Source organism: Burkholderia sp. RF4-BP95 (assembly GCF_001521985.1).
Classification (GTDB): domain Bacteria; phylum Pseudomonadota; class Gammaproteobacteria; order Burkholderiales; family Burkholderiaceae; genus Burkholderia; species Burkholderia diffusa.
The window spans coordinates 1-21,623 of record NZ_LOSX01000051.1; the positions used below are offsets into that span (position 1 = coordinate 1).

Annotated in this window: 15 protein-coding genes and 3 pseudogenes; 13 read left to right on the forward strand and 5 right to left on the reverse strand. The window is 57.1% G+C overall.

Annotated features, from left to right (window positions below; genetic code table 11):
• The first annotated feature begins 275 nt into the window (after positions 1 to 275).
• Positions 276 to 554: an HU family DNA-binding protein gene (locus WS46_RS18285; RefSeq protein ID WP_059534367.1), complete on the forward strand. Its 279-nt coding sequence runs from the start codon at positions 276 to 278 to the stop codon at positions 552 to 554.
• 1,139 nt (positions 555 to 1,693) lie between these two features.
• Here the strand turns inward: WS46_RS18285 and WS46_RS35445 are convergent.
• On the reverse strand, positions 1,694 to 2,086 hold the full coding sequence (locus WS46_RS35445) for a hypothetical protein (protein ID WP_156437315.1): 393 nt from the start codon (positions 2,084 to 2,086) through the stop codon (positions 1,694 to 1,696).
• Positions 2,087 to 2,625: 539 nt separating this feature from the next.
• Positions 2,626 to 2,835 (reverse strand): annotated as a pseudogene (locus tag WS46_RS34135) (zinc ribbon domain-containing protein); the annotation flags it as partial.
• A gap of 332 nt (positions 2,836 to 3,167) precedes the next feature.
• Here WS46_RS34135 and WS46_RS35450 point away from each other — a divergent pair.
• Together WS46_RS35450 and WS46_RS35455 are read left to right on the forward strand one after the other, a co-directional pair.
• Positions 3,168 to 4,775, forward strand: a complete 1,608-nt coding sequence (locus WS46_RS35450) for a hypothetical protein (RefSeq protein WP_156443153.1) — start codon at positions 3,168 to 3,170, stop codon at positions 4,773 to 4,775.
• Between the two features lie 131 nt (positions 4,776 to 4,906).
• Positions 4,907 to 6,211, forward strand: coding sequence for a hypothetical protein (locus WS46_RS35455; RefSeq protein WP_156437317.1), 1,305 nt, complete (start codon positions 4,907 to 4,909; stop codon positions 6,209 to 6,211).
• Positions 6,212 to 7,660: 1,449 nt separating this feature from the next.
• Here the strand turns inward: WS46_RS35455 and WS46_RS35460 are convergent.
• On the reverse strand, positions 7,661 to 8,236 hold the full coding sequence (locus WS46_RS35460) for a hypothetical protein (protein ID WP_156441327.1): 576 nt from the start codon (positions 8,234 to 8,236) through the stop codon (positions 7,661 to 7,663).
• Between the two features lie 229 nt (positions 8,237 to 8,465).
• Here WS46_RS35460 and WS46_RS36495 point away from each other — a divergent pair.
• Positions 8,466 to 8,565 (forward strand): annotated as a pseudogene (locus WS46_RS36495) (IS200/IS605 family transposase); the annotation flags it as partial.
• 161 nt (positions 8,566 to 8,726) lie between these two features.
• Here the strand turns inward: WS46_RS36495 and WS46_RS35470 are convergent.
• Complete coding sequence (locus WS46_RS35470; RefSeq protein ID WP_156437319.1) at positions 8,727 to 9,008, reverse strand: hypothetical protein; 282 nt, start codon at positions 9,006 to 9,008, stop codon at positions 8,727 to 8,729.
• Positions 9,009 to 10,756: 1,748 nt separating this feature from the next.
• Here WS46_RS35470 and WS46_RS18305 point away from each other — a divergent pair.
• The 5 genes from WS46_RS18305 (at position 10,757) to WS46_RS18330 (ending at position 16,861) form a co-directional block, all read left to right on the forward strand.
• Positions 10,757 to 11,326: a disulfide bond formation protein B gene (locus WS46_RS18305; RefSeq protein WP_059524645.1), complete on the forward strand. Its 570-nt coding sequence runs from the start codon at positions 10,757 to 10,759 to the stop codon at positions 11,324 to 11,326.
• A gap of 166 nt (positions 11,327 to 11,492) precedes the next feature.
• Positions 11,493 to 12,557 (forward strand): hypothetical protein, encoded by a 1,065-nt coding sequence (locus WS46_RS35475; protein ID WP_156441329.1) that lies wholly within the window; start codon positions 11,493 to 11,495, stop codon positions 12,555 to 12,557.
• 171 nt (positions 12,558 to 12,728) lie between these two features.
• A complete protein-coding gene (locus tag WS46_RS36100) occupies positions 12,729 to 14,297 on the forward strand; it encodes a hypothetical protein (RefSeq protein WP_175981540.1) in 1,569 nt (522 codons plus the stop codon).
• A gap of 67 nt (positions 14,298 to 14,364) precedes the next feature.
• Complete coding sequence (locus WS46_RS18325; protein WP_175981542.1) at positions 14,365 to 14,982, forward strand: twin-arginine translocation signal domain-containing protein; 618 nt, start codon at positions 14,365 to 14,367, stop codon at positions 14,980 to 14,982.
• A 61-nt stretch (positions 14,983 to 15,043) separates the two neighbouring features.
• A complete protein-coding gene (locus WS46_RS18330; protein WP_063888594.1) occupies positions 15,044 to 16,861 on the forward strand; it encodes a GMC family oxidoreductase in 1,818 nt (605 codons plus the stop codon).
• Here the strand turns inward: WS46_RS18330 and WS46_RS34140 are convergent.
• Complete coding sequence (locus WS46_RS34140; RefSeq protein WP_175981544.1) at positions 16,856 to 17,455, reverse strand: Ivy family c-type lysozyme inhibitor; 600 nt, start codon at positions 17,453 to 17,455, stop codon at positions 16,856 to 16,858. The genes WS46_RS18330 and WS46_RS34140 overlap by 6 nt on opposite strands.
• Before the next feature lie 785 nt (positions 17,456 to 18,240).
• On the opposite strand from WS46_RS34140, the gene WS46_RS35480 reads away from it, so the two are divergent.
• The 4 genes and pseudogenes from WS46_RS35480 to WS46_RS36500 all read left to right on the forward strand — a co-directional run.
• Positions 18,241 to 18,651, forward strand: a complete 411-nt coding sequence (locus WS46_RS35480; RefSeq protein WP_156441331.1) for a hypothetical protein — start codon at positions 18,241 to 18,243, stop codon at positions 18,649 to 18,651.
• A 772-nt stretch (positions 18,652 to 19,423) separates the two neighbouring features.
• Positions 19,424 to 19,564: a hypothetical protein gene (locus WS46_RS35485; RefSeq protein ID WP_156437323.1), complete on the forward strand. Its 141-nt coding sequence runs from the start codon at positions 19,424 to 19,426 to the stop codon at positions 19,562 to 19,564.
• A gap of 98 nt (positions 19,565 to 19,662) precedes the next feature.
• Positions 19,663 to 19,956: an H-NS family nucleoid-associated regulatory protein gene (locus WS46_RS34145; protein WP_082722059.1), complete on the forward strand. Its 294-nt coding sequence runs from the start codon at positions 19,663 to 19,665 to the stop codon at positions 19,954 to 19,956.
• Between the two features lie 219 nt (positions 19,957 to 20,175).
• Positions 20,176 to 20,618 (forward strand): annotated as a pseudogene (locus WS46_RS36500) (transposase); the annotation flags it as partial.
• Positions 20,619 to 21,623: the final 1,005 nt, after the last annotated feature.

A 21,623-nucleotide genomic window follows, 5' to 3' on the forward strand; every position in this document is an offset into this window, starting at 1 on the left:
CTGTCCATGGCAACGACCTCCCGGGGAAAGTTCTCAGCAGCCTACTCGCTGAGAGGTGGGGGTGACCATCCCATTACGGCTGGACATTGCGTTTGCACGATGCACCGATCTGCGGCATAACACCGGATGTTCGGTCTCGATGGCGGGGTCACGGCGAAAGTGCACGGCATGCCGGCAGGACGGCGTGATTTTCAGTCCTTCCGATTCCCGCCGGTTTGCCTATTAGCAGCGGTATGCGGTAGGGTGCGACTTTTACTTCGTGAGCAGAACTGTCTATGAACAAGCAGGAACTGATTGACGCCGTCGCTATCGGCTCGGGCATCAGCAAGAGTGAGGCGGCTAAAACCGTTCAGGTGTTACTGGATGTCATCACAGACGCAGTGAGCCGCGGGGAAGCGGTGCAACTTATTGGCTTTGGGGCATTCTCGCAGGGGAAGCGCGCGGCGCGTGCGGGTCGAAATCCCACGACAGGTGCGGAGATCGTGATTGCAGCGGCGAACACTGTGAAGTTCGCCGCTGGTAAGGCGTTCAAGGATGCGGTGAACGCGTCGTGACGCAGCGTGATGCGGGTCACGCTGCCTATGCAGGCCTGCACCCGTGAGATTTCCGGGGTCGTTGCGTGGATGCGCACTGCAGCCGCACGCAGCGTGAATGCTCTGATGACGGTGACTTATTGAGAGATCGGGTGACGGATCGTGGAATTCGAACAGGGTGGCGAAGGAGGGGTTGCTTATGGCGAGGCAATGATTCGGCGCTTGGGTGCCGACTTGTCGGAGCGATTCGGCCGGGACTTCGGTTGGCGGAATTTCGCAAAATGCGCGTTTTACTTGAGCCGGCCGGCTGCCCCGATTGTGCAGACGCTGTCTGCACAATCGCCCAAATCATCAAAAGCGATCGCGAACAGTGCGCTTGACCTGAACACCATCCCCTAGGCGTTCCGTTGCCTTGGTCGGCCTACGTGCGCCTCCTTTCGGTAAAGACGCCAGCCGCGCACGACATTTGACGTCCCCGCCTTTAGGCGGGGACGTCAACGCTACCTCGATGCGCTGGAGCAAGTGCAGTGCACCAACATACCGGACGTTGGTTTGCCAATTCGATCGGATGTGCGACCCACCATCAGCTGACTGAGGTCGCAAATGCTATATCCGGTCACACGGACTGGAAGAATCCATAGGGCAAAGCGGCTTTCCACCCAGGGCGCATGTCAATGCCTCCTTCAACTAAAAGTTTCTACGTAGAAACTTTTCGCAAACGAGACCCGACAAAGGTGAGAGGTGGCTGCGCAAATTCGGAGAGCTGGGTAAGTGGAACAACCGGGGGCTTGAACCGCTTGGGTTTTCTGAACAGTGCCGAGTGTTAGTGTTCGGCCTTTCTGCCGGTGCTACCCGAACACCGGGTTCGCATTCACGCCGTGCCGTCATGCTACGCCTGAGTCCGTCTCTCGCTGCGAACGCTTCTTGCACAATCGTCAGTTTCTCTTCGATGGAACGCCGCCGCTGCTGCAGTTCAGACAGAATTTCAACGCCTTCCACGTTATGCCTAGGCTTGAAACAAGTCACAAGATCACCTCTTATTTTAAGAAGTTGCTCCGCGTCCTGGGATTCGGCGGCCTTCTCCACTGGGCAAGATGGGTTCGATGGTGGCGCGCCTGCACGATGTGAATCAGAACCTGCCGTTTCGCTGGTGCAAGAATTTATCGGGAGTTGCGAACAGTCAACTCGAACTCAAAGCTCAGCGACCAAGCCGACGGCGCATCGACCACCCAATCATGCTGACTATCGTAGGGGAGCGTCAATCGCCCCTGTGCTTCATGCCAGGCAGGCGGATTCATCGGGCACGGCGCGAGCATGCCCGGACGCGGTTGTGGTCGCTCCACGTGCAACACAAAAAAACGTACGGTAGGTCCGGAAGGGGCGATCGGAATCCACTGTGCACGATAGGGCGCGTCGTTGCAGCTTTCTGCCTCCCACGTGCGTGCGATGAGCCGCACCGTCCAGTTTGATTCGTCGGTTTTGACGGGTACGTGCAGATGCCAACGGCGCAGTCCTGTCGCGAGCGGCGGCAATGTGCCCGCCTGTTCGTTCATCCGGTCGGATCGCATGACTGGCCCGCACGCTGCGAGTCCCAGGAGCCCACCTGCCAGTGCGAGCGCGCGCAGCCTTGGCCGCCAATCGAACGACAATGGGCAGCGGAGTAGGGAGGGGATGCACCAAATGCTAACCATGGGTTATCCACGTTGCTCGTGTCAAGTGACAATGATTACGGGTGTGATTCGATGGGGCGGATCACTTCAAAGCAGTGAGCGATACGGACAAGCTTTGCGTAGATAAATCGCCTACGTTGTCCAGTATGTCATGCGATTCCAGCCAGTGATTTCCGAATTCGTTGGGCGATCAATCGGCTTTGGCGTGACCGTGAGGCGCGCAATGTGGGCTGGACTGGCGGATCTCGCGCCACGATGGTGACACGCGATCACGGGATGTGCACTGGTCTGCAGAGACCTCGTTGTTGACATCTCCGGCCTGAATGCATGGGATTCCTACCGCTCCCAAAACGATGATGCTTGCTTCACATCGCCTCGGCGGGTTCCTGCTTCACGGAGGGGCTCGACTGCACCGACTCTCCTCAGGCGGCAACGCGGTGTCCCCGCGCCATGACATTGATCGCGCCGACCACGTCGGCGTTTTCCTCGAAACCGCATTCGATACAGGCGAACCGCGGCTGCGTAAGCCGATTCTCCGCGCTTACGCAGCCGCTTGTGTGCGTGGGCCGCACCGCAATAAGTCAGCCGTCGTTCCATGCCAGCTTGTAGCCCAGTTGGCGACGCAACTCGAAGCAGCATCTTTGCCGGGGACGGCACGGGGTGCGGCAGCCCCGTCGGGTTGCTCGATGACTAGCGTCAGGGAGAGCCATATGATTCGATCAAGGTCGCCGCGTATGCCGACGACGCGACGGTTACGCACTGGATTCTCGCTGAGGTGCGGTTTCTGCGGATTTGCTCCGTGTGCGATGGGGGACCATCTGCCGATCGATTGGCATAGTGTGTGGGGGCGATCGTGAACACATGGTTTTCGACTTCGCCGCCTCGTGTACGCCGTGCAAGCTGGTCTCTTCCATCGGAACAACGTAAGCGTAGTTCGACTATCACAAGCGAGCTGCAGTTCATCGTGCAGGACCTGAATGAGATTGCGCAACGGCACGGCTTGCCCAAGTTTGACTGGATCCCGACGAGTGAGTCCGCCGCAATTGCAGTCCGCTATGGAGCGGTACAACTTCGGAGGAGCCTCGCACACAAATGGCAGACCCTTGACCCTAAAGTTGCTCAAGCGAACGCTCAACGTAGCCAGATTCAGGCACGACTCACATCGGTTGGCCTCACAGCCAGCACGTCGAGAAAGCAATCGGAAATTGCGACAGTATCAGATCCTGCTCGTCGCCGAAGGTCGCTGAACCTGGACGAATGGCCCGATTCACGAGGGCGCGTGGTAACCGGCCTGGATGCGTCGCCTTCCGTCGAAGCGAATGCGGATGACTCGGCGTCAGGCTTCGGTGCTATCGAACAAGAACGCGCCCACCGCATCGGCGAACGTATTGTCCTGGAACAGCATATCAGTCGCATTGCTGAGTACGTCCGACATCTTGAGAAACAGTATCCGGTGCCGTCGCGTTATTCGAGGGCAGGCGGGGCAGTCGAATTGTGCCCGCTTGCTCAAGTTTCATCATCGAACGAGATCCTGGCTTCTACTGGTCTGCGGCGTCGCATCGCGCCTAGGGGGGGCGCCGATGAGGTTGATGTCACGATAGAACAACGCGCTCAGGAAGTCGGCGATCGACCCGTCGCGCTGTCTGCATGGAGGGTTGGCGCGGCGTGGGGCACGCACCTTCTTGTCAGCGCGGCAGTGCAGTTCATTGCAAGAATGAGTGGCAGTTTGGTTGACGTCGTTGTTCAACAGCTTCCCGAAGCCGTGGGTTGCATTGGCGGTTATCTCATGGTCCCGTTGTCGGTTGGCGCGTCCAGTGCTTATCTTGGGCGCCGAATGGCCCGTTATTTCGGATTTGGAGATCGCGGACGTCAAGCCATCTGGATGGTGGTGTCGGGGGGCGTGGGCAGTCTTTTGAGCGTGGCGGGCCTTTTCAGCATGGCGGAACTGATGGCCGAGCAGCCGACCCCGTGTCTTATTGTGATGGGGGGGGCTATACATCACATCGTGCTTTCCTGGATCGAAGCGATTGTGACCGATGCATTGCGCGATTGCGGGCCGCGTCCATTGCGACCAGAATCGGCATGGATGTTGCTGATGCCCCTTGCGAGCTGCGTAGGCAGTCTATCACTGGTTACCCCGTTGGCCTTGACATACCCGATCGGAAGCTTGGGCGGTGTGTTTGCGGCCGACACGCTCGGCGCTATTGGTCACGCTTCCGGCCAGACGTGGTTTCTCTTTTGGATTGCGAATCGAGACGTCCGAGCGTCTCGGGAAATTGTTAGCCACCGGGCATGGATGCGCACGCCACACTATGACGATATCGTCATGCGTGGAACGGCTGGAACCGGGGCAGCTTCCATACAGATTCTTGTTGCGGGTGCGTTGCAGCAAGCGATGCGGGCGGTGGTCGTGGCAGATGAATCGGGTTACCCGATTGCCAACATGATGATGGGCTTCATTGTCCATGATGTTCTTCGCCTTCCGCTCGAACTGAGTGAGGCGGTGCGTATGCGATCGGGCGCGGAGGCGCCATCGGTTGAGCTAGTTCGATATATACGGACAGACGCATGATGGAGCGTATGACAAGTTGTGGGGTGGAGTTGACGGGCCGACAAATCGAAGCCGCACGGCAACGGCGTCGCAACGGCTGGCCGTTTCGGCGTTGACGCCGAGGGCTATGCTGACGATTGATGCACGCAATCATGGATCGACTCGCGGGTTCGTCACAGTTGCAGCACTCGCCATCTCCTGTCGCTTCTGCTTTAGCAACGAAAGAGTTGTTGTCGGTCCTGGTTGGAGATCTGCGCTCTGTGAGGCAATCGATAAATGAGATTGCAGAGCGACGCGGGATGGGTATAAGTCTGCGCCGCGACGCGCGGCTTGATACGGTTGAGGTGGCGTGCGGCGCTGTCGCAAAGAAGCTCACGAGCCGTCATGACCGTGTGGAAAAGGAGCAAAGACGCGTTGCACAGCATATTGATGGTATTCAGAATCACCTAACTGACCTGAAATCATTGCACAGCGGCATGGTCATGTTGGACGATCATGCGTTAATGCAACGCGAGGCTGGTTGGCGCGACTGGTGGAACCGGTTGACATCTTCGTCTTATCGTAGGCGGTGTGAGCGTGCCACGCGTGACTTCGGATCACCCGCCACGGTTGAGCGGGTTCGGAAGCGTCTGATTGATCGTGATCGCTCGTTAATGCAAGAGCAAAGCAATTTAGTTCGAGAGTGCGCGCAATTGGCGGAAGAGGTCGAATGCATCGAAGCTTGCCGTCAGCAGATCAGGAACGCACGGCAGCGTGCGGATGTCCAGTTGGTGCGTCCGCCATTCGAATCGGAGACGGTGATCCGACGGTACGAGCGAGCATTCGGCAATATCTATTCGACCGATGTGGGCGCGCATGTGATTAATCGATTGCTCTGGGATGAGGTGGCCTTTGATACGGAAAAGTTGACGAAGGCGGTTGTGCAGGCACTCGAGGCTCGTCATGGCCCAGATATTTTTAAGAAAGGTGGGCGTGTAGATCGTGACGAGATCGAGGATCTCTTGCGTTACATCGATCGTGCTCAGCTTGAAGAATACCTCAATGAGCGATACAAGCACGGGCGCACATATCCCCAGTCTCAGGAGCTCTATCGCGGTCACGCCGTGTCTCGCGGTGGCCTCGCGCAACTCCGTAAATGGGGGCGCGATACTAGGATCGCGGTGAGGCCTGGTCGGTTATGGTCCTGTACGCCAGTCGAGTCACTCGCGAGAGAATATACAGGGGCGATCGAAGCGACGGCCTCTTCGCCTGTCCTGCTTAAGATTTCCGGAAAGACCGCCTTTCGGGTCCCGGCTGCTTGGCAGCCTGTAACCGAGAAATCTGAACGTTTGCTGGCGCATTGCTGCATGTTCAGAGTGGTCGGAGTAGTACCGCGGAGCAATGGACTATACGTTGTGCTCTTGAAGGAGTTGCTGACCGGTTTTGATCAGTGTCAGGTTTTCCCAATGCCACATTAGCTTACGCGGTTTGCGTGATATTGACTCAAACACGTCGGTACATTTTGACTGCCGTAGTGGAGCCGCTCTCTCAAATTTCAACTGATCAAAAAATTGCCGGGCAAGTCAGCGCTTGATCAGGTTCGCGGCGAAGCCGGCAGATACCTACGTGCAAATGATCCGGGAAAAAAGGTAAACCCGCACGGTGGGGAATTGAGATGAACTGTCGGGCAAGGCACCACGGAATGAACGGGGAGTATCTGATGGATCGGGCGCTGACGGTGCGGTGGGCTGCGCTCAGGCTGGCCGATGGCCATAGGTGATCGGAGTATTTTCGTCGTCTTCATGTAGCCATTTTTTGGGGAGCATTGCCATGATTGCACGAACTACAGAATCTCGTCAGATGATGCCACGGGCATCATCATTACCGTCAGCGTCCGCTAGATCTGCATTCGCGAGCTCGCTAAATGAGGTTTCCGTCGGGTTGAGAGGAATGCTTAATAGCAAGTGTGATGGCTGGCTTCACGTCGATCAACGGAGTGATCTATTTCATTCAACCGTCGCGTTTTGTCGGGACGTGATGGATGAAGAGTTGACCTCGCTGGCGGCGATGCGTGTTGTCGAAAGTGGGCTACCAGGCGGATCGCCATCCGTGTCGAATATCGAAGGGACGGCGCAGTGTTCGACGAGTGGGGTGTCCGCAGGTGGTGCCAGACATCGGTATGCGACCCGAGCGACGGTGCATGCAGATCCAGAACGATCAACATCTGACTTCACTGCCGACGTGACGTGTGCGGAGACGGGGGAGGGGCAGTCAGAGGCGAGCGACCGAGTCGATGAGCATGCTTATGCGAGGCAGCTCGCCCGCTGTTTGGGGCTGCAGGTATTGTGCAAAATGATGAATTACGTTTCTAATGCACATCCTTTAGTCGTCGCCGACGTTGCCTCGGAAGGTGTGCATGTCACCCGATTGTGAGTGCGACGCAAAAGTGCTAACGATGGACGGTGACGTAAGGGGCGTGTTACGACGATCGGTGTGACAGTGTTCACCGAGAGGGCTCGTCGGTGCTGGACCGCATTCCACAGAAGAAGGGCGTATTAGCAGGTGGTATGTACGCGGTCAATTAATGACGCCTGTCAGAGTCGTGGTGTGGAGCGAGAGACTCAGCGCCATTCGGCGGGCATGGCTCAGGGCAGCAGCATGGCGTAGTCGTCGGCAGTCTGCGCGAGCGCAATGCGTTCGTTCATCTTGGCTGCATGAAAATAGGGGCATGCGGACGCGGACGCTCGTGGAACGGCTGTTCACGCGCGTCAAGGCTTGCCCCCCCTCGAGGATGTATTTGCATGCGGGTTGTGCATCTAGGGTATCACTGATTGTCCAACACGCTATGGGCAGCAGCACGTGTCACACAATCAGTGTTTCTCTAGTCCCTGTTCATATTCTTTGCCACTTGGCGCGCTCAGACGAATTCAGAGTATTTCAATGTCGCCTGTGGTTATCGTCTTTTTAATATTTTTAACAAATTCCAGGGTATATTTAGAAATAGCGCTTTTGATTTTTCTTCGATCGGTCGACGAAAGTATTTTTCGTGTGAAGTCAATCTGCGCCTTGTAGACTTCAGAGCTTCGCATTTTTAGTCGGTGTTTAAGGTAATTGGGGCGTTTAACTAGTTCGTTGTTGCAATCGATATAGAAGTGATTCCCCGACATGTTTGAAAGTGAGTCGCTAAATTTTACATATGTGGTTAATGTGGTCATGTCCTCGATAAGGTTCTTGCATGATTCAGTTGTTATGCCGTATTGATCAGGGGACGCGTCAACCGACGACAGTCTCCACTGGCCGTTTCTTATATATGTGACAGTTCCCTTGAGCAGTGGACGACTGACGTCGATGCTGTCGTAAGGCGGCGGATTGTCTGTTGGTCGCATTGGTGCCGACGGTGCGCGTGAGTTACAAGAAGTCAGTTGCATGAGATAGCCCAAGATATCGGTTAAAAAGGTGACTTTAACAGTCACGCTGGAGCTGGAATTGTTGAATTCGCGCATTCCAGAGGGCGCGGGGCGAACAAAATGGGTGCGTGGTCAAGCGTTTGCGTGCACTGATTCGCCGCATGGGAATATAGTGCAATTGGCTTACGGTAGCCGGCTGGCTGCCGGATTTCCCGCTACTCGCGCATGCCGCAAGCGTTATCGAACTCCCGGTCCGGAAAGCGTTCGATATTTGAATATGAAATTGCGGCAGCAGTTTGGAGACTTCCATCCTTGGCTCAGGCGCAGGGGCGTACTGTGGTCCCCCTCGGATTTCGCGTCATCGTGTGGCGGCGCGCCGATAGATATCTTTCGACTATATATTGGAACAGCAATCGCCCCATTAAGGACGCCTGCGGCGTCCGTGCTCTTGCCCCCGGACTAAACTCCGGGGCTTCCCGCACATCTGCTGAACCCGCAATTCTGCCGGCTACGGCGGACAATTCTTGGTCGTTTGCGGCACCTTCTTTCAGCAGAATATCGGTGGCCATCTGAGTGGATTTCGCGGTCACAAGGCCGTGAGTTCTAGTTCGTTGATGTTCTTTTTCACAGCGATCACGCGGGCGCCGTTGCCAAGCCTCATCAAATAGCGAAGTCGGTCTCGTGCCGCTTGAGGATCCTGTTGCATCATCTTGGCGCTACGAGCAAAGCATCGATCGGTATTGTTGACCTTCCGCAGGTGCGTGGCGAAGTGCGAGAAACGAAAGGGTGGGCGAAGCGTGCGGGGCGAGGCAATCACCACCCGACTATGATATCCGCGGAGATAGGCGGCTAGGCGAGAAACAATCATCTTGTGGCACTCCCAAGTTGGCAACAGCTGCACATCACCAAATTTCCCAAGGCTTGCGCTACTCGATTTCGATCGCGGGGATGGCGCGGGTCAACTCGCCCAAGGCGTCATGTGCTTGCGGATTTCAATTGCCATTACAAACAACTTACAATGTTGCGTGGCGTGATTGGTCCGCGGGTGTGGTGTCGTGTGGTCCAGGTTGAGTGGTTTTAAGGTGGAGTGTGGTGATGGCGTCTGAAAAATCGGGTGGAATTTGCAGGTGGCTGGAGTGGGTCTGGGGACGTGGGATGCGTGGGGCCGACGGGCGGGGCGAGTGCGGGAGGCTACTCAGGTGTTTTTCTGATTCCTGGAATGGTCGGGTGCGGACAGAAATGGCGCGCCGAGTCTTACCTGGCGCGGATGCGTGGATCGGAGGCCGTCCTGCGATGTGCGCCCAAGGTCAGCGTGGCAAAGGTCGTGCTCATGCGATGACTGGTTCGTGCCATTCCGTGGTCTCAGTCAATTTTGGGGCGATGGGGGAGGCATTGAGTAATGCGCTTGTCACTGGTCTGACGCCTGATCTGTTGTTCGTCACGATACTGGGCTCCAGTCTGATCGTCGTGGGTCACTTATCGTTCAAGGCCTATTTGTCGCATCGGACGCAGGAAAGGGAATGTGTCGTGGCGGTCCGGCAATGTCTCGCGATGAGTCGGCAGGAGACCAAGCGCCTCGGCATGGTGCTGCAAGCCTTTGGTCGGCTTGGTGACCGGTGTGCCGGGCCACCGCCCCGCGCCGTGCGGGCGACAGCCCCGGATCGTCGCGCATGCAATATGTTGTGCGATCTTCGTCGGGTGCGTAGCGCACAGCAGGTGTTGCCGCGCCTCAAATCACCTTGTCGCTTGCTGCGTGTCGATATCGTATTTGTTGGGCAGGCACATGCCGATATCGACGAACCTTCGCCAAGGCGATTGTCCGGGATTCGGCGATCAATCTGAAGCGCCTTTATTGTTTTTCCAAGGGGGCGGGTTGATCAAGGAGGTCAAAAAAGGCGGGAAAAATGGCGCTCAAGGTACGATAGAGCTCGTGTGAGGCGAAACTTAAGGTAGGCGCGGTGCGGTAGACGCTGGGCGCTTCGAGGAAAAGGTCCGTGGAGGGGGCCGCAGCAGGGTACAGGCTGGAGCGTTAATTGAACGGGGCTGCCGTATAGTAGTTTGCCGCTCGCAACAGACGCCGTGCGCGCGTATGGTTCGTGACCAGTTCAGCAGTGGTGGAGCGGCGCCTCGAGTGTGGTGTCCTATCGTTGTCATGTTTGCGCAGGGTGAAGTCACGCAACCAGCGGGTCAAGGACAGACGCGATGAGTTGACGTGTGCGTAATCCTGGCGATGGTGTTGAACGGGGGCGCTGGGGATGGCTGCTCGGCCTGATGGGGCATTAATATGGCGGCCTTTCCGATTGGCAACTTATGTCGGATCGATGGACGGGGGGCATCTCAGTGCGCAATACTGACGTGACGGGCCTGCTCGTGAATCTTGGTCACTTAGGAATTGCCATGCACGTATGGAGTGGGACAGCATCAGCAGCGGGCTGCGATTGGCGTGGGCCTATGGATTGGGTCGCTGGCCTGTGGGCGTGCATGCGACGTCACGCGGTGGAGTAGCGAATGTGAATTCTCTTTCGCAAAATCAGCCTCATCTGATTTTTGCCGGGGAGTCTTCGTTAGACAATGAACTGTCTCGGATTTTGGGGCAATTTTAAGATGGGGTGGAGTATGCGGCTGGTCTATTCGCGTGCACTTGTAATTGCGGGGCTTTTTGGAATCAACGCAATTTTGTTGGTGGCGTTCATTGAGCAGATTGTTTATCACGATTTGCCGTGTCCGTTATGTTTGTTGCAGCGGGTCGGATATATTGCAGCGGGGATGGGGTTGGCGCTGAATTTGCGGTTTGATGTGCGGCCCAGCCACTATGCGATTACGTTGTTTGGCGCCCTGTTAGGGGGCGGGGTGTCTGCTCGGCAATCCTTGCTTCATATCGTGCCTGGTTCCGGGTCGTATGGTGGCGAGGTGTGGGGCATGCATATGTATGTGGCAGCGTTTTTGGGATTCGTGGCCATTGTCATGTGCGTCGCGTTCATGATGCTGTTCGACAGCCAATTTTACGAAGAAGGCAATCAGATTCGTTCGGGGCAGGCAGCGACGACGCATTCGCTCGGCGGAATGGCGCTGATAGCCGTCGTGTTATTTGCTGTATTGACATTGGGAAATGCGGTGTCGACGGCGCTTGAGTGTGGTGCTGGACTTTGCGTGGCAAATCCGACTTCGTACATGTTGTTCGGCTAACCGGCGTAATGCAGGCGATGAGGCTATTTACGTTGTGTCGGAGGGAGAAATGCCGGAGTCTATCCATGTTTGGCCAAAAAGACCGGCCATTGCCCCAAATGTGACGAAGGCGACAGGCCCCGCACGACGGCACTGTGACAACGCAGAGTGTCCCGATGAAAAATGTTTGATCGATGAATTGGCTGATACGGTCCGTTTCTGGGACGACATGGATGATGCGATGCAGGCGCTCGATGTCCTGATCGATATTGCAGCGTGTCGGCAAAGTCTCGATTCGGCGCGCCGTGCGGTGAATACGATTTTATCCCTATATCGGGATGATCAGGTATCGCTTGGTGTGCTTGATGCATTTGGTGCCAAATTAGCGGATCTATATCGAGTTTTGCGTGATCGTCCGGATGGCAACTTTGGGATGCCTGTCGCACTGCTGCATCTTGGCGCGCAAATTGCGCGAAACGACGGTGGAACGAGCGACGACTTGCTCAGCTCGAAAGAGTGCGATGCAATCGATCAGCGGCTGCAAGAGGCGGCTGATATCCACGACGAAAAATCGCTGCTGAATTTTGCGCGGCAGGTAACCACCGATGAAGTAAGTGCCTATTTCGCTACTGTCTCGTTGGCACTCGATGCCGTGGTCGACATTGGCGCGGATAGGGTGGCGCAGCATGGCGCCGACCCGGCATATTTCACTAGTGCAGTGCAGGCATGGAAACAGGAGCATCGAGTTCACCCCTTGCTTTGGGTGCCACTTATATCGAAAAGTGAGAACCATTTTTTGCTGCTTGCATTTGAGCGAGACCGGAATGGGAAATCGTACGCGACGGTCGTGGATACGCGTGGTATGTTGGCCAACAACGAATCTTCTGGGGCGCGCAAGTTGAGGAATACTATCCAGTGGCTTGTTGAGCAGGTGGTGGGCGGTAATGGTGAAGAGATAAGGTGGCTTTCCCAGGATATTCAGGGGGAGGACAACCCGAATAGCTGTGGACCACTGATTTGTCGACTGGTTTCCGTCATGGAGGGAGGGCGGCACACTGATTATGATGCGGCGTCCTTCGAGATTGCGAAGGCATGGATGGAGGGTGCTGATGTATTTTTGAGGCAGCGTGCTATTGCCGCCACGCGGGCGGAAATGATCGAGGCGGTTGTTGCCCGGCGGCAAAATTTGAGCGGTGATGGATATATCGGTGATAGGAAGCGCGCGCTAGCATTTGTCGAGGTCTCGAATTGAGATGTCGGCCGAGCATATTGTGGAGTACTGCCCGCAGTTTGCAACTCCCCTACCCATGGGCAGCAGTCCTAAGCTGTATGTAATAGGCGTTTCGTGTGTCGTTCTTGGTTATTATAGAGCGATGCCGCTGAGCCGGTACAGGAGGACTGCGTGAGTCGGTGGCGTTGGGTCGTGATGGCGACTTTGGCATATTCCGGGTCGCCTTTTGCTAATGGCTGCTATTCGGCCCCCTATGATTGCCGACCAGTTGGCGACATTGCTCCCGACACGGGGCATAGCTACGCCGAACGGGCTCGCGCGTATGCGCAGTTCGCTTGGCAGGACTTTATGGCGCTGAATTTTCCGGCGGCGACCGGCGCAGACGGTCATCCGCTTCCAGAACCCAGTACGATGCGTGGTCTGGACGATCACGCAGGCTGCTATACCGCTGTCTGGCAAGTTTATCCCGAGGCGCGCGATCTGTTTCGGCCGGGGGGGCAGCCGCCGGCTCAGCCATTCGGAAGCGGACACGATGTGCCAGACATCTGTATCGCGGCAGGGCGGGCCGCGCGATTGAGTGCGTTTCGACGTCGACGTGATCGGTTGGGCGACAACATGGTTCTGGACGAATATATCCAGGCGGATCTGATGGGGCCCGTGATCGATTCGTCCGGGCACTATGTTCGCTACGGCATCCACTTTAATCGGCCGATGTTTAATTACATTGTCGGGAACCAGCTGTATTCCCAGGAAGGTCAGTCGCAATTCGACGCGCATGATTTGCATCGTGACCACAGCAAAGTGCATTTTCCGCGTGGCCGCTATGATGCGACGGTGGGTTCGATTTTCATCAAGGCGGCTTGGAAAATCCTCGACGCACACGATGATCCGTTGACCTTCTATCGAGTACGCGCATACGTCTACGATGCACCAGGTGGGGCGTTTCATGATGAACCGACGGTCACGGCGCACTGCGAGGTCCGGACGATGGGCCTCGTTGGCTTTCATATCGTCCATTTCACGCAATCCGCGCCGCAGGGTGTCTGGTCCACGTTCGAACATCGGGACAACGCGCCGTGGCTGGCTGACTTCAAGATGGGAACGCCGGTGCGTCCCTATTCATTTTTTAATCCCACACGTTGTCCGTCGGTCAGCGGTCAGCCTGCCTGCCGATACAATGTTTTGCCGCCCCAGCCGTGGAATCCGCAACGGCCAGGTCAAGCTCCGACACAACTGGTGAGGATTGCGGCTCCTGGCGCATGGGCGATCGAGGCTAATCGTGCGGTGAGGCGTGCGTTGCGGCAATACGAAGGACAGACCGTATGGGATCACTATTTCCTGGTGGACGTTCAGTTTCCGACCGCGGGCAAGTCTGCTGACGCATCAGGGCGCGCTGATCCCGACGGCGCGCCGACCCCGACGTTGCTGGCCAATACCACGATGGAAACGTACATTCCAGGCTTTCACGCCCGCGAGCAGACGACTAACGGGAAAGCCGTGCCGAGCGACGACCGGATGACGGGCGTGGTGCTCGCACCCGGACCGGTCGATCCGTGGCAGCCACGTCAGTTCAATCGGGCTGGCGGGGCGCCGCGCGTCACCTCGAGCTGTATTGGTTGCCATCTCGATGCGTCGATGGCCACAGGTGCGGCCGGTGATTTCGTGTTTGCGCTGGACCGGGCACAGCGCTTGGCGCCCGTGCGCAATTCCGGCGACGTGTCTCTGCAGCGTCTGGAGCGGACACTGGCCCCAGCTCTTTGATAGGGGCCCCTTCCGCGCGAATACGCATCTTCGATCCTTGATGGGATACAGAACTATGACGCCGGCCATGACCCGAAGACAGTTCTTATATGGCGCTGGTGCGCTCGGCGGCTTGTTGCTGGCCCCCGCTTTGCCCGTATGGGCCCGGGCCGATATGCCTCCCGGCCGTCGCGCGCCGGCGGCGTTTGTCGACCTGTCAGCCGCACTGCTGGGCATTGAGCATTCGGTGCTCGACCCAGCGGTTGCGCCGGACGATTTAGCCTTGGCGAGCGTCTTCTACGACCTCGGCAGTCGGGCGGGACCGGATGGATTGCACCAACTCGAGCGCGAATACATACGATGGTCGACAAGCGGCATGCACGGGGCGGTGATTGCACACGCCCTGTTGACGGCGGGCGTCAACCTGCCACGAACGGATGCGGTCGGAACGTTCGCACGGCTGACTATGCTGATGTGGCTGTATGGAGTCTGGTACGGCGGCACGGAGTGCGATCGTCACTCCGGTGCGCGCGCGCATATCACGGACCCGGCGTATCAGGTCGACGGAATTGTCTCCGGCCGCGCTTATCGGGCTGCGTGGATTTGGCGAGTGGCACAGGCTCATCCCCCGGGCTTCAGTCAATTCAGCTTCGGCAGCTGGGCCGAGCCCCCGCCATCGCTAGCCGACTACGGCATCCACGTGTGATACGGCATTTCTGTCAGGCGGAGGGCGATGGCGTGAAGTAGCTGGGGCCAACGGAGGAGACATGACTTATGACGTGGTGATTGTGGGCGCAGGTCATGCCGGCGCGTATCTGGCTTGGTCGCTCGGTCTGCAGCGCAAGCGAGTGTTAGTGCTCGAGGCGGGCCCGGCGACGCATCGTAACCGCGAAGACTATATGGAGAATTTCTATTTAAGTACCTTCAAGTCGCCGGAATCGCCTTATCCGCCCGATGCCAATCGACTTGATCCAGCTCACACCAATGCGCCACGGCCGACGACTCAGGCGCTGGTGCTTGCCTGGGACCAACCTGACCGTTCCTATTTGACCTACGCATCCGGTTCGATGCCTTTTGCAAGTACCTACGAGCGAATCGCCGGAGGAACCGGGTTGCACTGGATGGGCACCTGCCTGCGGATGGGAGAAGCGGATTTCAAGTTGCGTGAGCGTTACGGACACGGGCGTGATTGGCCGCTCTCGTACGGCGATCTCGCGCCGTACTACGCGCGTGCGGAAGCCCTCGTTGGGGTCGCGGCGGATGTCGCGGCGCAGGTGCCAACGAATATCCCCTTTCCGTCGGACTATCAGTACCCGATGCCGGGGATTCCGCTGTCAAGGGTGGATGGGCTGATCCAGTCGCGCGTGGACGGTCCGCCGCTAACCGATGAAACCTATGCACCACCGCACGCCACGATCGTGACGCCGACGCCGGCGGGCCGCAATTCGGTGCCGTACGACAATCGGCGTGTGTGCCATGGGAACACCAACTGTACGCCCATCTGCCCGATTCGGGCCAAATACGATGCGGCCTACACACTGGATAAAGCCCTCGCGACCGGTTATGTCGAGGTGCGTGATCAGACCGTGGTGGACCGGGTGTTGGCCGATCGTGACAATGGCCGTATAACAGGCCTGCACTATGTCACCTACGACTCGATTGCCGTGCCTGCGACGGCGGGGCGAACCGGTGAGGGTGTCGCGGTTGGGGCAATCTACATTTTGGCTGCCCACGCCATCGAGAACGCAAAGATTTTGCTGAATTCGCCGTGGCGTGACGGTATCACGGTCGCGAATCGGAGCGATCAGGTCGGTCGGAATTTGATGGACCACCCGACGTTTCTGGCTTGGGGATTAATGCCGGCCGACGTGCGTGCCTATGGTTACCGGGGACCCGTGTCGACGGCAGGGATCGAATCCTTGAAGGACGGTGCATTCCGGCGCAAGCGCGCGGCGTGGCGAATCGAAATTGGCAATGAAGGTTGGTTGTGGCCGACGAATGATCCCTATACCACGGGACTGGACTACGTGTATGGTACCAACGAAGGCGGATTGAATGCGGCGCGGCAGGTGTTGGGCAATGCTTCCTATGTCCGGACGCTGAATAACCTGCTGACGCGCCAATTCCGGCTGGCGTTTCTGGTCGAGCAGGACGCCGATCCAGCCAATCGGGTACAACTGTCGCTCGATCATCGCGACCATCTGGGCTTGGCACGGCCGATGCTCTCGTATCGGTTGTCAGACTATGTCAAGGCGGGTTTCGAACAGGCGCGGGCCGCGGCTCAGGAGCTGATGTCACGGCTGGATGCGAGCGATCATACGCGAGTCGATGCTGGCACGGCTTGCTCGTTTGAGTACCGTGGACAGCGCTACAACTACGCCGGAGCCGGCCACGTTTGCGGCACGCACGTGATGGGAGCGTCGCCGTCGGACTCAGTAGTGGACGCCGATCAGCGCAGTTGGGATCACGACAATCTGTATATCGTCGGATGCGGGTCGATGCCAAGCATCGGCTCGGCCAATCCGACGCTCACCATGTTGGCGATGACGGGGCGGACCTGTGACAGGGTCCTGTCAAGGTTATAGCGTGGCCGGCATCGCACGATCGAGTGACACCGACTGGGCAGCAGTCGATCGGGTTGCCACAAACGCCAGAACGCGCCGGACAGGGAGCGCAACTGGAACGGCATCCTGTCCGCACTGGTCCAGATCGAACCGGACTTTCCGACTGGCAGCACGCCTGACGTCCGGTGGTGCGGCGTGTTCGGGCGGAAGGGGCGAGTAAGCGCAGTGCATTGCACAGGCGGGCCAGATTGGACCCGCTTGCCAGATGCTGATGAGCGCGCGTTGCATCTGCCGACCAGGACGACCAAACCAACGCAACTGAAAATTCGGAAAATCGGTCGCGCCTGGTAGGTGCGGAGCGTCTGGTCGTCGGGTGACGAGCAGCCCCCACGCGGCTCGACCGTGCTCGTCGAGCATGCCCCAGAACTGATGATCGGCGCAATCGTGGGTTTGGCACATTGAGCCCACCAAATAGGTTTGGCCATCGATGATGCGATGGGTAACCGGGCTACTGGTGGCCTCGTCGCGATCAAGCCAGTGAGGCACGTCCAGCTCACCTGTCAACATCAGCCGCCACGCATGATCGTAAGGCGATTGCTGGACCAGGTTGGCCATTGTGGGTGATGACTCGCTGGCCGAAACGTGATTCGATTGGCTAGGTAGCACGACCAGTAGTGCGACCACGCACGCGAACGCGCGCGACAAGTATACTATCAACATGATACGGCGCTCCTTGGCAGGGGAGGATGCAGCAAATCAGGTGAGTTGTCCCGGTTTGTTTCGTGGTCCTTCTTGGTTCCGGATCGTCCAAAGTGCTGAAGTTGAACGGAAAGGCACGTCTACCGGCAAGAACGGCAATCCACCATGCAGTGTTGCAGCGGTTCCGAATACCGCAGATCAGGTATGGCTGATCCAGCACGGGAAATTGTTGGTTGTGACCGTGCGTATGCAAATTGGGTTCCAGTCGTCCCGATAGTCGAAGGACGTTCGGCATCGGGGTAACGAAACTCGCGCGACAATCGAGGTGTGGACGCGCTGCGATGCGAAAGCCCGCGTCGATCGGTGGTGCGATAAGTCTCGATAGGTGAGCCCGACAGAACGCCGTTCTGACTTATGTGAACCGCTCGGCGTGTCCATGATTCCCTGCTACGATCCAAGGAAAAATACCCTCGCAACCGTGGCGGACTGTTGGGCCACGATGGACAGACGAACAAGCACATGCGTGCGCGTGTCGGCAAAATATCGCGATGGAGTCGCGGTGCCAGTGGCAGCTCGAGTCGCTCGCTGGAGCGCCGTTAATTTTCTTGGGAGTACTCTCTTCGCACGGCGGATTTCTGCTCGCGGATGATTCTCAGGGATGCCAATTCGGAATCGAGTGTGGAAAGGATTCCATCCAATGAGTGGATTCCGCGAATCCGCAATTGATTGATTTCCCTGATTCTGCGGCTATCTATCTTTTCAAGGGCATTGAGTTGAATCTTGATGTTCTTGTATGCATGATTAATTCTTTGATAATCAGTGTCGTCGGCGTTGGCGATTTCATTCAGATTGGTTGCGATTGCCTGGTGTATATTTTTCCCATCTTCACTGCGAAGTTTGAGGTTGCCGGTGTCGATCCCGGTGGAAATTTTCTCCGACCAAGATTTTATGATGCTGATTCTTCGGGCGTTGCGAATGTCGCTGTCAAAGTATCGCGGGAGAAGGCGTGTGAGAATGTTCATTTGTGGTATTTGACTGGTTTGGTAGTGTTTGTCGATGGCAGGGTGCGCATGGATTATATTTCTTCAGTTTATAAATATCCCGATTTGTAGCGGCTTCAATATTGCACCCAAGCTTGTGCGTACGATCGCGTTGCCTGCTTGTCGCTGTACGGATAACGCTCGTGAGTTGCACTCGCGGCGGTATCTAGTTCCGTGTGGGTATGTCAAATCGGCGGTCCGAGCGCGAGAAGGCGTCGGGGGGGCTTCGCAAAGCTAACCAGTCGTGCAACGGCTTCTTGCTTCGTCGTACCTCGACATATCGAAGTGGGTAAAGTGGGTGGGGTTGCCGGGCAAGCCATAAAATGTGAAGTTGCCGAAGTCGACGACATAGCGCCGATCAGGCACGGCTTGGGTGAACATTTCATGACGACGCTCAATGGATAGTTCGGTAGCCGGAATTGTGCGGGCTAGCCAGTTGGCCGGAGAATGCATGATTGATCGTGTCGATCAGTTGCAGCTGGGTGAGTCCGTGCCGAGACAACTGGATGCCTTCGTCTGAAGCAAGCAATCGGGAGTCGTTGATCAACCGGTTAAATCGCGCTTTTACCTCAATGGTGTCTAGGAGGGCATGTTCTGCAGATCGTACGTTACCGAAAGGAACGCAGTCGGGTTGCAACTTCGGGCAGAGGGCAGAGGCTCGCGGGTTGTTGTTGAGCGAAAGATTGACAGCGGGCTACTGAGATTCGTGTGGAACAACGATGCGTGATGGTGTCTTGCGCACCGGATGGCAACCGGTAGCGCAATGAGGAATGGGCGTGACACCGGTCGTGGAAGGTGAGGTTTTGCGGCATGATTCAGGGCTTCGGTGACGGAAGATTCATCATTGAGCAATGAAGCGATGTTGGGGGGCTATCAGAAAGCGCTGACGATCTCGAGCCGGGCGCTGAATGGTGGGCATCGCGTGCATGGTGACCTGAAATTGAGCATGGTGGTTCAAGGGGCGATCATGCACCTCATCGGCTGAGACGAAGTGGTGGTCCGCTGGCGTTTTTTCCTTGAGTATGCCGGATTGAGATATATTCTGCGCTGGTTTGATTGGATAATTCGAGTGGAGTGAATTGCATGGCAACATATCGAGAACTCAGAGCCCAGGCCGATGCATTGATGCAGCAGGCGGAAAATGCGCGTCAGGCAGAACTGCAAGCAATTCTGGATGAAGTGCGTGCGCGTGTGGCCGAGTACGGACTGACACCGGATCAGGTTTTTGGACGCGGGCCGCGCAAGGCGCGCGCGGTTCAAGCGAGTCTGCCACCCAAGTACCGGGATCCCAAGACGGGCGCGACGTGGAGCGGGCGTGGACGAGAGCCGGCATGGATCAAGGGCAAGCGACGGGACCGTTTCCTGATCGAAGCATAAAGGGCGTCGTTATCGCTCCGTCCTGTTATTTCGTCTTATGGGGCGAGTGGCTTTCATAGTGGCATCACCCATTATCCAGGCGCGTGGTTTGGCGTACGGGTGCGCAGGCGCCAGTCCCGTGCTTGACCTCGTTTGCGATGGCGAGACGCACGTCGTATCTCCGACTCGTAGGGCGAGAAAAAGGCCCGTGTGCGGGAATGGTGGCGGTTGCAACGCGGCAGCGCCCCGAGTTCGACCAAGATTGTGTCGGGCGAACGTGACTCGGAGATGCATCAGAGCAAGAAAGGCAATCTGTGGCACCTCGGCATGAAAGTGCTATCAGCGTGGACGCCAAATCGGGGTTGATGCATACGGTGCGGGGCACCGCGGGCAACGTCAGCAACGTGCCCGAAGCCAATAGTTTGCTTGCTGGGCGAAAAAACCGCCGCGTTTGATGATGCGGGTTGCCAAAGGGTACACAAGTGCCTATACACTCGGACCGGCGTGAACTGGTATATGGCGATGAATCCCGGATACCGCCGTATTCTGGACAAAAGCAAGCGGCTTGGTGATGCGCTCAGCTCACGGATCAGGTCGAGCGAACCAAGGCCAGTATCCGGGCAAAGGGCAAGTGCCCGTTCCAAGTGATCAAGCTGCAGTTCGGCTATGCCAAGGTTCGCTCTTGAGGGCCGAAGAAGAACACCATACGACTCATGACCTTGTTCGCGCGGTTCATCTTATGGAGATGGAGTGCGACAAATTATTGGTCGCTCGGGCATGATCGCGTTCCGGGGTTGCGCCGATGCCTTACGCGCAACCCGTAAATGCTGTCCGGCGCATGCCGACCAGCTTCGATTCGGGCGGACAGATTTGCGTCGTGGCACATTTATCTGCCTGTTAAGCGGCCAAGCACACTTGATTCGGGTTTGTGAAAAGCATCCTTAGTGCTGCTGCTTTCGAAATGAGCGCACCTGATCTCTCAATTTCACAACTTCCTCTGGCGACATTACAGAGAGCATCTTCCACATCTTTGTTTTTAATTCAGCGCTTTCGCTTTCTGAGTGACTGCGCCATTTTGGAATGTCGCGTTTGGTCTCGGCGAGTGCATTTTGGTATAGGCCACTTCGGATATTGGTCGCTACATCGTCGGGAACCGACACGCTTAGAATTGTCATGTTGTTAATAGACCTGATTAAAAGTTGGTGGCGGCTTGGCAGGTCTTGGGTCGTGTTTTTAGGGGGGGGCGGCGTAGTCGCCGTTTCGTTGGATACACGGGTTGGGCGGAGTGTCTTTGACGCATCCCGGGCATGAGTTGATTGACGGGGCTGACGTGCGAGCTTGAAAAACGGCAGGGCAGAGCCGATCAATGATACTGGTGGCATGAGAAACGTCCATAGATGATTTAAGTGATTTGACGATAAAGGTGTCGGTTATTGGGTAGGATGGCTATCAAGGACCGCTCTGTGCAATGTATGGCGGGTGCGGCCGCTGGTCGAATGCGGCTCGACGGGGAGCGTTATGCGCCAGCTGCTGATGGGCATCAATGGCCATGGGTTTGTCGTCTGCGAATTCGGTCGCAAACCATCCGGCCCTTTTGTTTTTGCGCATGCTCGATCGGGTCGTTTCGGTTGGGCTCGGTGTCTGCGGCAGCGCGGGAAACAGCAGTCCAAAGTGTCCGAGGGGCGGAC